The sequence below is a fragment of the Neisseria sp. 19428wB4_WF04 genome, from assembly GCF_015235335.1.
GTDB lineage: Bacteria > Pseudomonadota > Gammaproteobacteria > Burkholderiales > Neisseriaceae > Neisseria > Neisseria musculi.
This window is the reverse complement of the sequence record NZ_JADGLG010000027.1, coordinates 18,908-32,332: the sequence shown is the minus strand read 5'-3', so window position 1 is coordinate 32,332 and position 13,425 is coordinate 18,908. Positions and strand designations below refer to the sequence as shown.

Genomic DNA, 13,425 nt, shown 5'->3' with positions numbered 1-13,425 from the left:
GTTTGCCGACCGACACAACCATATCAACGGCATTGAGAATTTTTGGAATCAGGCGAAACGTGTCTTGCGCAAATACAACGGAATCGACCGAAAATCTTTTCCTCTGTTCTTGAAAGAATGTGAGTTTCGTTTTAACTTCGGGACACCAAAGCAGCAGTTAAAAACTTTGCGGCTTTGGTGTGGTGTTTAGGGCTAATCTACTTCAGCCCCTTGTATTTTTCTATCAATGGTGCTTTGTCTATCCATTTCCATTTTTTTGCAGCTGCATTCAAAATAGAAATGATAAGAGATAAATAGCGGTTCTTTGTACTGTCTTTGCAATTCAGATTATCCACTACATTCATTACGAAGTCGTTATCAATATGGTGTAAATAGACCTCTGAATTGTGTCAGCAAACGTAGTTTTGATTTATCATTATTAATAACTACTTATTTTTTCTGATTTTTCTTTAAGCTATTTCAAAGCAGCTTCATCCCATAAACGCTTAGGCTTGTGGCCAAGATGGGAAACGCACCAAGCATTATGCTTAAATTCATCTCTCAGTTTTTCAGCTGATTTTTTGTCTTTCGTACGAGCAGAGCGTCTAACTCTTTTTTCACCGGGTATTGCAATGTCAACGTAATATATGCATGCCGCTTTTGCAACGGTACAAGCTCCCCATGTTGTAAGCATTTTTCTTCACTCCTACTTTTGAACGAAGCCTGCAATTGCATATTTTCTTGTTCGGGCAGAAAAGCGTCAAGGGCAGGTTGGGTAATGCAATATCCCCCCCCGGCAGTGCTCCCGTATATTTTCTCTTTGTGCGGCAGAAATCATTCTGCCGGTCTGCATCGTGGCCCTCATAGCTGTCTGACGGCTCTCTGACGGCTTTGTGATCAAAGTAATAACGGCTGTTTTTAGACAGCAGGAACAGGTATTCATGGGCACGGACGCAGCGGTCGGTTACGGATTCGGGCATGGGTTGGTTTTATGCCAAATGATGTCTTGGCGCAGATACCAGCCGTCGGCCTGTAACGCCAAAGCCACCCTCCACGGAATGCTGATCAGGTCTTTGGTTTTGAGGCCATCTGAAAGCGGTGCAGTTTTAACTTCGTTGAAGCTGTGTGCTTTCAGACGGCCTTTCGGCCGCTTTAGGGACTGTGGCGGTTTCGGCTGCTGTTGCGGCCGTTTCTGACGTTGGGGCATCGGCTATCGGGGCAACGGGTTCCGCCGCTGTCCTGGTTCGGGGTTAGGATCGAGTTTGAGTTTGGAGTTCGCTGTCCATATCGCGCTCCTGTGAAACAGAAGCCTCCCTAGTCAGGGGGGCCGGGTTTGGCGGTTCGGCAGGTGGCGGGGCAGCCCGACAGACGAACTTCTTCGGCAACGATGGTCGCCTACTCTTCATCTCCTTCCCACCATGGGGCAGCAGCGGGGCGCTTCGGCTTCGGGAGCCGCTGCTGGTTACGGTTCGCGGATTTTCTGATATCACAAACAATAACCGTCATAACTCACTATCAGGCCGTCTGAAAATATTTTTCAGACGGCCTGATAGTTTAAAAATATGATGTTTTTCAAATATTGGTGCCACAGCCTTGTGTCGCTCTGGTTGGTTTTACTATGTCCGTATTTGCCGATGACTGCGGTGTCGAAGATATGCAGATACACCACCATGTGCGCGTAAGGCGCCTATTGTGTTGAAGGACGTAACAAAAATATACGCCGTTTTCAGACGGCCTGTTGGTTTCCGGCCGGATTGACCCGCTCGCTGCTCGGCGGCGCTGAGTTGTTGGGCAGTCGGCACACGGCTCATGCTTTTGTCCGGCCCGAATCCTCACAGACTGACCGGCGGGCCGATGGTTACATCGATGACGCCTTCGGTGGGGGCGTGCCGGACTCCGGGCAAACTCAGTTATGGTGAAAAACAAACATTTTACCGTGCGGGGTTTTGCAAAAGCTTCCGATCTGTTTTCTTTCCAGACGCCTTAATGTTATGATATTTGAAATAATAACTTAAAGAATAATTATATGAGTATCAAACAGTGGCCCGAAGGGGAACGGCCGCGTGAAAAACTGCTGGCGCGCGGTGCGGCGGCGTTAAGTGATGCCGAGTTGCTTGCCATTCTGCTCCGGGTGGGCACACGGGGCATGAGTGCGGTAGACTTGGCGCGCTATCTGCTTAACGAGTTCGGCAGCTTGGGCAAGTTGATGAGTGCCGATGCCAAAACCCTGTCGGTGCATAAAGGCATGGGGCTGGCGGGCTACACGCAGTTTGCGGTAGTGCGTGAAATAGGCCGGCGCGTGCTGGGGGAAGAGCTGCATGAAAACGCCGTTTTCAACCGTCCTCAAGATGTTGCCGACCTGCTGCGCCTGCATTTGGGGCATGAGCGGGTGGAGGTGAGCATGGCATTGCTGCTCAACAGCCGCAACCAGCTGATAGCCCTGCACGAGCTCTCCCGCGGTACGGTGGCGGAAAATACCGTGTATGTGCGCGAAATCGTGAAGTTGGCGCTTGAGCATTATGCCGCCGCCGTGATTATTGCCCATAACCACCCCGGCGGCTCGCCCGAGCCTTCAAAAGCCGATATTGCTTTCACCCGCCGCCTGGCGCAGGCATTGGATTTGGTGGATGTGGCTTTGCTCGACCATTTCATTGTAACGGCGAAGCAGGCGGTATCGCTGCATGAGTGCGGTTTGATGGGAAAGGCAGAAATGCAGGATGCGGTTTTACCGTAACCGGATATAACTCGGCTGTGATTACGGCAAATCCACTTTGCTTCTGCTGCGGTGTTGCGGCACCCCGACCCGAAGAAAACGATTTTGCCGGCCGTCTGAAACGGTAACAGAATCGGCTTCATATTGTCTGTATTGCCTGCCGCCTTGTGCCGGAAATGCAGCAGGCCGGTCAAAGTCTGCCTGCTGTCGGATGGTTCAGGCTTGGTATGCCGGGCTGTTTTTTGCTGAAATGATGGTTTCGTGATTTTTTGGGTATGCCGAACTATAAGGGTCTCCCCGCCTTGCGGCATTCCCGGCAATTCTCAAAATTCCCAAATGCGTCTTCAAACAAAAAACGGAGCGTGCAAACCTTGTTTGAGGGTTTTTTTACATTTAAGGCCGTCTGAAAATTTCAGACGGCCTTTGCACCCGTTTATATCGTTATATTGCAGCCGGCGGCTCAACCTCCGGTGAGCAGGTTTAATGCCTCGCGGTATTTTTCCACTGTTTTGCGGATAATCTCATCGGGCACTTTCGGTGCCGGTGCCTGCTTGTTCCAACCGCTCTGCTCCAGCCAATCGCGCACAAACTGTTTGTCGAACGAAGGCGGAGTGGTGCCGGTGCGGTATTGGCCGGCCGGCCAAAAACGGCTCGAATCGGGCGTGAGCACTTCGTCCATCAGCGTCAGCGTGCCGTTTTCGTCAAGGCCGAACTCGAATTTCGTGTCGCAGATGATGATGCCCCGCGATTCGGCATAGGCAGCGGCTTCGGTGTAGAGCTGTATGGCTTTGCGGCGCACTTCGGCCGCAAGTTCCCTGCCGATGAGGGCTTCGCATTCTTCAAAGCTGATGTTTTCATCGTGATCGCCCACGGCAGCCTTGGTGGAAGGGGTGAAAACCACTTCGGGCAGCCGCTGCGCCTCCTGCAGGCCTGCAGGCAGTTTGATGCCGCAAACCGTGCCGGTTGCCCGGTAATCTTTCCAGCCGCTGCCGGCCAAATAGCCGCGCACCACAGCCTCCACTTTAACCGGCGTGAGTTTTTTGGCAACCACGGCGCGTTTTTCCAATGCACGGGCTTGCGCTTCGGGCAATACATCGTAAACCGTGTCGCCGGTTAAGTGGTTGGGCAGGATATGGGCGAGTTTGCCGAACCAGAAATTGGACATTTGGGTGAGGATTTCCCCTTTGCCGGGAATCGGGTCATCGAGAATCACATCGAAAGCAGAGAGACGGTCGGAAGCGACCATAAGCATACGTTTTTCATCGATTCCGTATAAGTCGCGGACTTTGCCGGAATAGATTTTTTTCAGGCTGGCGGCAGGCATGGCTTTTTCCAAGAGAAACTTTCGGGGCGGCTATTTTAGCCTAAATCGGCAGGGCAGGGAGGATTGTTTGCCGGGCCGCCAGGCCGTCTGAAAGTTTTTTTCAGACGGCTCAACCCTTTTATCAAACCATTTGATGCGGGCGGCTTAACGGGCGGCAAAGCAGGCGGGCATTCAAATATGCTGCCGTTCGGGCAGATTGCGGAAACCTGCGTTACCAAGTGCCGCGCTGCTTCTCCCCGGCTGGGACGGGTCAGTTTTTCATCGACTGCACCGGCGCGGGAATACGCCCGCCGCGCTTCACAAACACTTCGCACGAGCCTTCTTTCACCGGCATAATCGGTGCATAGCCCAACAGGCCGCCGAACTCTACGCTGTCGCCCACATCTTTGCCGGGCACGGGAATAATGCGCACGGCGGTGGTTTTGCCGTTAATCATGCCGATAGCGGCTTCATCGGCGATGATGCCGGAAAGGGTGGCCGCCGATGTGGTGCCGGGCACGGCCACCATATCCAGCCCGACCGAGCACACGGCGGTCATGGCTTCGAGCTTCTCCAGCGTGAGTATGCCCGATTCGGCGGCGGCAATCATGCCCTCGTCTTCCGACACGGGAATAAACGCGCCGCTCAAACCGCCCACCGCGCCCGAAGCCATCATGCCGCCTTTTTTCACGGCATCGTTCAACAGCGCCAGCGCGGCGGTAGTGCCGTGGGTGCCGCACACGCTCAAACCCATTTGCTCGAGGATGCGCGCCACCGAATCGCCGACAGCCGGTGTGGGCGCGAGCGACAAATCGAGAATGCCGAACGGAATGTTCAGGCGTTTGGCGGCTTCGTGGCCGATTAACTCACCTACGCGGGTGATTTTGAAGGCTGTTTTTTTCACCACTTCGGCCACTTCGGTTAAGGTGCGCGCATCGGAATGCTCCAGCGCGGCCTTGACCACGCCGGGGCCGGATACGCCCACATTAATCACCGCACCGGCTTCGCCCGAGCCGTGAAATGCCCCCGCCATAAAGGGATTGTCTTCCACCGCATTGCAAAACACCACGATTTTAGCGCAGCCGAAGCCTTCGGGCGTGATTTCGGCGGTTTCTTTGATGATTTCGCCTGCCAAGCGCACCGCGTCCATATTGATGCCCGCGCGGGTGCTGCCGATATTGATGGAGCTGCATACGATGTCGGTGGTTTTCATGGCTTCGGGAATCGAGCGTATAAGGATTTCGTCTGCCGGCGACATGCCTTTCTGCACCAGCGCGGAAAAGCCGCCGATAAACGATACGCCGATGGCTTTCGCAGCGCGGTCGAGGGTTTGTGCCACACTCACATACGAATCGGCTTTGGTGGCGGCGGCGATTTGGGCGATGGGCGTTACCGAAATGCGCTGGTTCACAATCGGCACGCCGTATTTGGCCGAAAGATAGGCGGCCGTCTGAACCAAATCTTTGCCGGTATGGGTGATTTTATTGTAGATATTGCGGTTGAGTTCATCGAGATTGCTGCTGATGCAGTCGTGCAAATCGATGCCGATGGTGATGGTGCGCACATCGAAATGCTGGTCGGCCACCATGCGCACGGTTTCGAGAATTTCGTTGGACTGTATTTTGCTCATGATTCAGCCCCTTTAAATGCGGTGCATGGCGTTGAAGATTTCTTCGTTTTGCATACGGATGTCCAGCGCCAGCCTTTTGCCTTCTCCGGCAAACAAATCCAGCATCTCTTGGCGCGTTTTCGGGCATTGGGCGGTATCCACCAAAATAATCATGGTGAAAAAATCGTCCATCAACTGCTGGCTGATGTTGAGAATGTTGAGCTTGTGTTCGGCCAAAATTTTGGATACATCGTAAACGATGCCGACACGGTCTTTGCCGATAACGGTAATCACTGAATGGCTCATATTGCGTTTCCTTGATATTGGGTTTGAAATTTTAGGCGGGTTTCAGACGGCCTGTTTTTTCACAAAAGGCCGTCTGAAAAAATAAGCCGTATTGTATAGAAAAAGAAGCGTACTGCCTGCGGTGCGCCTGCGGGTTTACCGCAAAACGGCAATGCCCTGCCTTTGCTGCCGTTACGATAATGATTGACGCATTCCCGGCACGAGCCGGCCGGCCGTAAAGAATGCCGGCAGGGCAGGATACACAAAACCTTGGGGAATCAGCGGGTTCACAGCAACCCGCCCCGATAAATACGGAACGGCCGGCCGCAAAGAATACCGGCAGGGCAACACAAGCCCCCCGCCGTCATCATTTAACGCAGCCGGATTGAACATGGCCAAACCATGCCGACACCGCCTGCGGTTCGAAACCCGGCGGCGTTTTGTGCTGTTGCACTGTCTCCGCAGTTGCTCGGGCTTTATCTGCTTCACTGCAGGCCACAGGCCGTCTGAAAACTTGTTCAGACGGCCTGTGGCCTGCACCGGCTCGCAATCAGGAAAACAGGCGTTTCGACAATACACCGCCCGGCTCAATACCCACTTTCTGCATTTCATCCTGACGCGCCAACACATAGCTGCGCACATCTTTGAGCCACTGGGTGGAAAGCTCTTCGAGTTTGTCGTTTACCAAATCCAAGCCCAGCGTGCTGGAAAGTTTCACCGCCAAATCCATGAAGCGGTTGAATTGTTTTTCGCCGGCAGGCACATGGGGGATGTCGAACAGCATGCTGAAACCCCGGTAGGCCTGGTTGGCAAGCAGGCTGGAAGTAAAGGGGGCATTGTCGAGCGTGATGATGCTGAACAGCGGATCGCCCTGCTCGTCAGACAAATGAAATGCGCCGTCCACCCCCAACTCGAAACCGAGATTTTCCACGGCGGCGCGCAGCTCGGTGCCGCTGACTGTGCCGCGCGAAACAAGGTGCATGGCAATGGTTTGGTCTACGCGGGCGCACAATTCGTCAAGCGGGCGCGCGGTGTTCAAAAACATTTCCACATCGGTAAGCAGCAGGCCGCCGTTCATTTTTTCGGCAAACCGGTTCACCTGGCCGCCGAAGCTTTCAAGCTCCTGCACGGTGGCCAGGCCGCTGCGGCTGATGGCTTGCAGGCCGATAACGAAACCCTGGTAGTAAACGCTGGGAATCGGCTCGGCGATTTGGAAGCGGCCGTCCATGGTGCAGCCGGCGATTTGAAAGCGGTGGCGGCTGGAAAGGCGGGGAATCGAATGCAGCTCCTGCGCTTCGTGCAGCGAGATATAGGCCATATAGTCGAAACGGTGGTCGAACCAGGGCAGCTCGAGCTTGGTAAGATCGTTCAGATCAAGCAGCAGTTTGCGTTTGCCTTGCAGTTTGGTTTGCGAAAACACCGGTGCCGCTATTTTTTTAAAGTCGAAAACAGCATCAGCGGGTTTGACTTCGGGTCGGATAACGGTTTCAGTGAAATCGTCTTCCACTTCAAATTCCACATCGGGCTTGCCCGCTGCCGCTTCGGAAACTTTGGCGGCAAACAAATCGTCTTTGCCGCCGAAGGCTTCCTGCCCGGAAATATCCTTATGGCGCAGGGGGCGGATGGGCGCGCCGGCCTGGTCTTGTGATTGGCCGTCGCGCACGAAATCGGTTTTGCTGCCCATCAGGGCATCTTTATCGGAATGGCCGAACTGCTCGCGCACCTGCCTGCGGTATTGGTTTTCCTGATACATATTGTAGGCAATCACGCCCAAAATAACAGCGAGCACGAGAACGATGATAATCAGTGTGGTTTCACTCATATGCAATAATCCGTTAATCCGTGGGGTTGGGCCCAATGCGGCGATTATAACGAAAACCGCCTGCTCTGGCAGCATCTTTCAGCGCACGATTGCGATGCCGCCCTCCGCCACACGCACCCAATCGAAAAAATGTCCGGGGTCGCTTTTGCGGCCCGGCGCGATGTATTGGTGGCCGGTAACCGCCTCTATCGGATAGCGTGCCGCCAGCGCGCGCAGAAGAATATTTAACGATTGATACTGAACATCGGTAAAAGGTTCAAAATCACAGCCTTCCAATTCGATGCCTATAGAAAACGCATTGCATTTTCCGCGCCCGCGAAACGAAGAAACGCCCGCATGGTAGGCCGCATCATCGCACGAAACAAACTGCACGGCTGCGCCTTTGCGGTCGATAAAGAAGTGGCTGGATACGCGCAATGGGTGTATCGCGCTGAAAAACGGGTGCTCTTTTGGGTTGATGCGGTTGGTAAACAGCTTTTCCACCGCGCCCGTGCCGTATTCAAACGGGGGCAGCGAAATATTGTGCAAAACCACCAGCGAAACGGTTTCTCCGTTTTCCCGGGGGCTGAAATTGGGGGAGTCGGCACGCCGCGCGGGCAGCCACCAACCTTGTTGCCAGTTGTCCATCATATCCTTTAAACATTACGCTCTTTTTTCAGACGGCCTTTCATACTTTCAACGCTGCCGCTAAAACTGCCGTGCTGCAAAAAACGCCGCTTTCGTTTTATACTGCCGTCCGAACCAACACCACGAATCCTACCATGCTGAAAAAATTGTTGAAACGGCTTGCCGCCGCTTTTATTTTGCTTGCCGCCGTTTGGGCGGGCCTATTGTTTGCGCCGAAAAACAATGAAAAAGCCTATCGTCTGAAAATAGAAAAAAACCAGGGCATTGCCTCAGTGGGCCGCAAACTGGCCGAAAACGATATGGTTTACAGCCGCCACGCATTGATCTCGGCAGCCTATCTATTGGGTGTACACAACCGCCTGCGCACCGGCTCCTACCGCCTGCCCAAGCAGGTTTCCTCATGGCAGATTCTGCAGCACCTGCGCGGCGGCCGCCCCGATTCCATAACCGTGCGCATCACCGAAGGCATGCGCTTTGCACAAATGCGCCGCATCATCAACGAAACCCACGATATCGAACACACCACCCGCAGCTGGAGCAATGAAAAGCTGATGCAGGAAATCGCCCCCGATGCGCCGGCCGGCAACCCTGAAGGGCTGTTTTTCCCCGACAGCTATGAAATCGATGCAGGCAGCAGCGATATTCAGATTTACAAAACCGCCTACCGGACCATGCAGCGCAACCTGCAAGCCGCATGGGACGAGCGGCGCAGCGGGCTTCCCTATCAAACCCCTTACGAAATGCTGATTATGGCCAGCATCATAGAAAAAGAAACCGCCCACGAAAACGACCGCCGCCATGTTGCCGCCGTGTTTGCCAACCGCCTCGCCACCGGTATGCGCCTGCAAACCGACCCCAGCGTGATTTACGGCATGGGCGATGCCTACCAAGGCCGCATCCGCAAAGCCGATTTGCAGCGCGACACCCCCTACAACACCTACACCCGCGCAGGGCTCACCCCCACGCCGATTGCGTTGCCCGGCAAAGCCGCGCTGGAAGCCGCCGCCCACCCTTCTGCCGAAAAATACCTCTATTTCGTTTCGAAAATGGACGGAACAGGCCAGAGCCAGTTCAGCCACACCCTCAGCGAACACAATGCCGCCGTACGCAAATACATTCTGAAAAAATAAAACATGATGCCGCCGGCGGGGCCGTCTGAAACATTTTCCCCAACAAAAACCAAATGTTTTCAGACGGCCTTTAACACGGCCTCCCCCATATTTCTTTTATAATGCCGCCACCCACCACCATAAAGCACACACCATGCAGGCACAATTCATCACACTTGACGGCATTGACGGCGCAGGCAAATCCACCAACCTCGCCGTGATTCAAAACTGGTTTGAAACCCGCAACCTGCCCGTACTGTTCACCCGCGAACCGGGCGGCACACCCGTGGGCGAAGCCTTACGCGAAATCCTGCTCAACCCCGCCACCCAAGCCGGCTTGCGCACCGAAACGCTGATGATGTTTGCCGCGCGCTGCCAGCACATCGAAAGCGTGATCGCTCCCGCACTGGCGAGCGGCATAAACGTAGTATCCGACCGCTTCACCGATGCCACCTTCGCCTACCAGGGCGGCGGACGCGGCGTGCCGCCGGCCGATATCGCCGCGCTCGAAAACTGGGTTCAGGGCAGCCTGCGCCCCGATTTGACCATTCTGCTCGATGTGCCGCTGAAAGTTTCCATGCAGCGCATCGGCCGCAACCGCAAAAAAGACCGCTTCGAACAGGAAGAAGCCGCTTTCTTTACCCGCGTGCGCGCTGCTTATCTCAACCGCGCCGCCGCCGATCCCGGGCGTTACGCGGTCATCGACAGCAACCGCACACACGAAGCCGTGCAGCAATCTATCGAAGCCGCGTTAAACAAACATTTCCGGCTCTGACCCAAATCCCTCCTATAAAAAATTCCGCAGGCCGTCTGAATGGTTTTCAGACGGCCTGCGGCTTAATGGTGCGGTATCTCTCAACACAATATCCCCAACCCAGACCGGTTTGGCGGCCGTTTGAATGTTACCCGGGCAGGGCGCGGCAAGGCCGGTGTTTCGTTACAGCGATGTGGTTTGCCGTAAAAAATTTAAGGCCGTCTGAAGAATTTTCAAACGGCAGAGTTTTCAGACGGCCTTCAGCCGGCTGTTACAAAAGCCTCTGCCTTTGATATGGCGTACCGCCTTCCCGCTCTTGACTTTGACACTAGGTTGAGGTTTAGTTAAGCTATAGTGAATCTGCACGTTTTCCGCATCGTGCTGCAAGCCGCAGGCGGTGCGGTACGGCAAGGCGCAACCATGCTGTAACGAAGCAGGTGTTTGACTATATTTTTTATTTCACGGAGAGCATGATGGAAACCATCACCCTGAATATCGGCGGCATGACCTGCGGCGGCTGTGTCAAAAGCGTTACCAAAGTTTTAGAACAGTTAAACGGCGTGGGCAGAGTCGAAGTGAGTTTGGAAAATGCCGCTGCCCTGATTATTTACGATGCCGGTAAAATACAAACCGCCGCCTTAATCGAAGCGGTGGAAGGCGCAGGATTCGATGTTTCTTTATGAGAGAGGCCGCAGCCCCGGCAAAATCTTTCCCAAAAATCTTTTTTAAGCCTGTCTGATTAAAATAACGCTGCTACCATACAGGCATAATGTTCAAACTGTTTTCAAATATTGCAAAAACCCCAGGTGTCAGAAAAGGCCGGGATTGTCCAAACCCCGACCGTCTGAAACGCCTGTGTCGGTATTTCGCCGAAAGGTTGGAACCATGCAACAGAAAGTCCGCTTCCACATCAGCGGCATGACCTGCCAGGCCTGCGCGAGCCGCATTGAGAAAGTGTTGAACAAAAAAGATTTTGTTCAGACGGCCTCGGTGAACTTTGCCAGCGAAGAAGCGCAGGTGGTGTTCGACAACAGCCGCACCGATGCGGCCGCACTGGCGCAAATCATCACCCAAGCAGGTTTTAACGCGCAGGAAAAAACCCCCGCCGCCCCGCTGCCGTCTGAAAACCATACCGACTGGCGTTTGTGGCTGCTGCTGGCCGTCAATGTGCCGTTTCTCATCGGCATGGCAGGCATGATGGTGGGGCACCATGATTGGATGATGCCTGCCTTGTGGCAGTTTGCGCTGGCCAGCGTGGTGCAGCTTTGGCTCGCTGTTCCGTTTTACAAAAGCGCATGGGCGAGCATTAAAGGCGGGCTGGCGAATATGGACGTGCTGGTTACGATCGGCACGGCGGCGATTTATCTTTATTCGGTGTGGATGATGTTCCGCCACGGCGGTATGGGGCATCACGGCGGGGAGCACGTTTATTTTGAAGCCGGTGTGATGGTTGTCGGCTTCGTGAGTCTCGGTAAATTTCTCGAACACCGCACGAAAAAATCCAGCCTCGACAGCCTCGGCCTGCTGCTAAAACTCACGCCGCGCCAGGTGAATGTGGAACGCGGCGGCCAATGGCAGCACCTGCCGCTCGACCAAGTGCAGGCAGGCGATTTGATCCGCGCCGGCCACGGCGAGCGCATCGCGGCAGACGGCATCGTTGAGAGCGGCAGCGGCTGGGCCGATGAAAGCCATTTAACCGGCGAATCGCAGCCCGAAGCAAAAACCGCCGGCAGCAAAGTGCTGGCCGGTGCCATGATAACCGATGGCAGCATGGTTTACCGCGCCCTCCGGCTCGGCAGCCAAACCCTGCTCGGCGACATGATGGCCGCTCTGTCCGAGGCGCAAGGCAGCAAAGCACCGATTGCCCGGGTGGCCGACAAAGCAGCGGCGGTTTTCGTGCCCGCCGTGGTCGGTATCGCCGCGCTCACTTTTATCTTAACCTGGCTGTTCAAAGGCGATTGGATACCCGCGATGATAAACGCCGTGGCCGTGCTGGTCATCGCCTGCCCGTGTGCGCTTGGTTTGGCCACGCCCGCCGCGATTATGGCCGGCATGGGCAAGGCGGCGAAACACGGTATTTGGTTTAAAGACGCCGCCGCCATGGAAGCAGCCGCCCGCGTCAACGTGGTGGTGCTGGATAAAACCGGCACCCTCACCGAAGGCAGACCCGAAGTGGCGGCGGTATATCTGCGGCCGTTTGAAAACCTGCCCGGGGCTTTCGCCGTTGATGAAAACGAACTTTACCGCCTCGCCGCCTCGGTCGGGCAAAATGCTGCGCACCCGCTCGCCCGCGCCATCGTTCAGACGGCCTCGGCACGCGGCATCACCCTGCCCCTCGCCGGCAACGTGCACACCGAAGCCGGCGCAGGCGTGAAAGCCGATATAGACGGCATCGGCGAAGTGAAAATAGGCAAGCCGGACTATTGCGGCCTCACGCTGCCCAAAAACCTTGGCCCGGTGTGGAAAACCGCCAGCATCGTTGCCGTGTCGGCAAACGGCCGCGCCCTCGGTGCCTTTGCGCTGGCCGACCGGCTCAAAGCCGACAGCAAACAGGCCGTAGGCCGTCTGAAAGCACACGGCATCAAGGTGTATATGATGAGCGGCGACAATCAGGGCGTTGCCGACTATATCGCCGCGCAATTGGGCATAAGCCGTGCTTTCGGCAATATGAGCCCGCGCGGCAAAGCCGCCGAAGTGCAGAAGCTCAAAGCCGCCGGCAACACCGTGGCCATGGTGGGCGACGGCATCAACGATGCCCCCGCACTGGCCGCTGCCGATGTCGGTTTCGCCATGAAAAACGGTGCCGATATAGCCGAACACACCGCCTCGGCCACGTTGATGCAACACTCGGCCAACCAAATGGTCGATGCCCTGCTGATTTCGCGCGCTACCCTGACAAACATCAAGCAAAACCTGTTTTTCGCCTTTTTCTACAATATATCGGGCATTCCGCTGGCAGCCCTAGGCCTGCTCAGCCCGGTGGTTGCCGGCGCGGCCATGGCCCTAAGCTCGATTTCGGTGCTCGGCAATGCCCTGCGCCTGAAACGGGTGAAAATTGACGGCAGTGAATCACGATAAAAAACACGCCCCGCCGTAACCATCATAAAGCAGATCGGCCATATCGCCCCCTACCGCCCTGCCCTATTCTTATTTTGGTCCGCGGCCCAATATCTGCCCCGGCCGTCTGAAACAGCTTTCAGACGGCTTGAATCCCCATAAAACCA

10 protein-coding genes and 2 pseudogenes are annotated in these 13,425 nt (G+C 55.2%); 6 read left to right on the top strand and 6 right to left on the bottom strand.

Annotated elements, in window-relative coordinates; translation table 11 throughout:
* Positions 1 to 190, top strand: a pseudogene (locus IR141_RS07435) (IS1595 family transposase); the annotation flags it as partial.
* A 664-nt stretch (positions 191 to 854) separates the two neighbouring features.
* Here IR141_RS07435 and IR141_RS14195 read toward each other — a convergent pair.
* A pseudogene (locus tag IR141_RS14195) lies at positions 855 to 1,072 on the bottom strand (DNA methyltransferase); the annotation flags it as partial.
* A 933-nt stretch (positions 1,073 to 2,005) separates the two neighbouring features.
* On the opposite strand from IR141_RS14195, the gene radC reads away from it, so the two are divergent.
* The gene (radC, locus tag IR141_RS07425; protein ID WP_135035357.1) at positions 2,006 to 2,713 is read left to right on the top strand and encodes a DNA repair protein RadC; all 708 of its coding nucleotides are present in this window, start codon (positions 2,006 to 2,008) and stop codon (positions 2,711 to 2,713) included.
* Between the two features lie 439 nt (positions 2,714 to 3,152).
* Here the strand turns inward: radC and IR141_RS07420 are convergent, their stop codons facing one another.
* The 5 genes from IR141_RS07420 to ampD form a co-directional block, all read right to left on the bottom strand.
* Positions 3,153 to 4,016, bottom strand: coding sequence for a phosphoribosylaminoimidazolesuccinocarboxamide synthase (locus IR141_RS07420; RefSeq protein WP_135035363.1), 864 nt, complete (start codon positions 4,014 to 4,016; stop codon positions 3,153 to 3,155).
* A gap of 250 nt (positions 4,017 to 4,266) precedes the next feature.
* Positions 4,267 to 5,625, bottom strand: a complete 1,359-nt coding sequence (locus IR141_RS07415) for a PFL family protein (RefSeq protein WP_135035354.1) — start codon at positions 5,623 to 5,625, stop codon at positions 4,267 to 4,269.
* Positions 5,626 to 5,637: 12 nt separating this feature from the next.
* Entirely contained in the window at positions 5,638 to 5,910 is a 273-nt protein-coding gene (locus IR141_RS07410) for an ACT domain-containing protein (protein WP_135035351.1), read from the bottom strand.
* Between the two features lie 529 nt (positions 5,911 to 6,439).
* A complete protein-coding gene (locus IR141_RS07405; protein WP_194198384.1) occupies positions 6,440 to 7,696 on the bottom strand; it encodes a cell division protein ZipA C-terminal FtsZ-binding domain-containing protein in 1,257 nt (418 codons plus the stop codon).
* Positions 7,697 to 7,789: 93 nt separating this feature from the next.
* A complete protein-coding gene (gene ampD / locus IR141_RS07400; protein ID WP_135035345.1) occupies positions 7,790 to 8,341 on the bottom strand; it encodes a 1,6-anhydro-N-acetylmuramyl-L-alanine amidase AmpD in 552 nt (183 codons plus the stop codon).
* Positions 8,342 to 8,472: 131 nt separating this feature from the next.
* Here ampD and mltG point away from each other — a divergent pair, with 131 nt between their 5' ends.
* From mltG to IR141_RS07380, 4 genes are all read left to right on the top strand, one after another.
* Positions 8,473 to 9,468, top strand: a complete 996-nt coding sequence (gene mltG / locus IR141_RS07395; protein ID WP_135035342.1) for an endolytic transglycosylase MltG — start codon at positions 8,473 to 8,475, stop codon at positions 9,466 to 9,468.
* Positions 9,469 to 9,601: 133 nt separating this feature from the next.
* Positions 9,602 to 10,222 carry a dTMP kinase gene (gene tmk, locus IR141_RS07390; protein ID WP_135035339.1) on the top strand — a complete coding sequence of 207 codons (621 nt, stop codon included), beginning with the start codon at positions 9,602 to 9,604 and terminating at the stop codon, positions 10,220 to 10,222.
* Positions 10,223 to 10,674: 452 nt separating this feature from the next.
* A complete protein-coding gene (locus IR141_RS07385; RefSeq protein ID WP_135035360.1) occupies positions 10,675 to 10,884 on the top strand; it encodes a heavy-metal-associated domain-containing protein in 210 nt (69 codons plus the stop codon).
* Positions 10,885 to 11,086: 202 nt separating this feature from the next.
* Entirely contained in the window at positions 11,087 to 13,279 is a 2,193-nt protein-coding gene (locus IR141_RS07380) for a cation-translocating P-type ATPase (RefSeq protein ID WP_135035336.1), read from the top strand.
* The last annotated feature ends 146 nt before the right edge of the window (positions 13,280 to 13,425 follow it).

Excerpts from the sequence above, each read along its gene's own strand:
- IR141_RS07415 (WP_135035354.1), bottom strand. The coding sequence starts at position 5,625 with ATGAGCAAAATACAGTCCAACGAAATTCTCGAAACCGTGCGCATGGTG.
- ampD (WP_135035345.1), bottom strand. The coding sequence starts at position 8,341 with ATGATGGACAACTGGCAACAAGGTTGGTGGCTGCCCGCGCGGCGTGCC.
- IR141_RS07410 (WP_135035351.1), bottom strand. The coding sequence starts at position 5,910 with ATGAGCCATTCAGTGATTACCGTTATCGGCAAAGACCGTGTCGGCATC.
- IR141_RS07385 (WP_135035360.1), top strand. The coding sequence starts at position 10,675 with ATGGAAACCATCACCCTGAATATCGGCGGCATGACCTGCGGCGGCTGT.
- IR141_RS07420 (WP_135035363.1), bottom strand. The coding sequence starts at position 4,016 with ATGCCTGCCGCCAGCCTGAAAAAAATCTATTCCGGCAAAGTCCGCGAC.
- IR141_RS07380 (WP_135035336.1), top strand. The coding sequence starts at position 11,087 with ATGCAACAGAAAGTCCGCTTCCACATCAGCGGCATGACCTGCCAGGCC.
- mltG (WP_135035342.1), top strand. The coding sequence starts at position 8,473 with ATGCTGAAAAAATTGTTGAAACGGCTTGCCGCCGCTTTTATTTTGCTT.
- tmk (WP_135035339.1), top strand. The coding sequence starts at position 9,602 with ATGCAGGCACAATTCATCACACTTGACGGCATTGACGGCGCAGGCAAA.
- radC (WP_135035357.1), top strand. The coding sequence starts at position 2,006 with ATGAGTATCAAACAGTGGCCCGAAGGGGAACGGCCGCGTGAAAAACTG.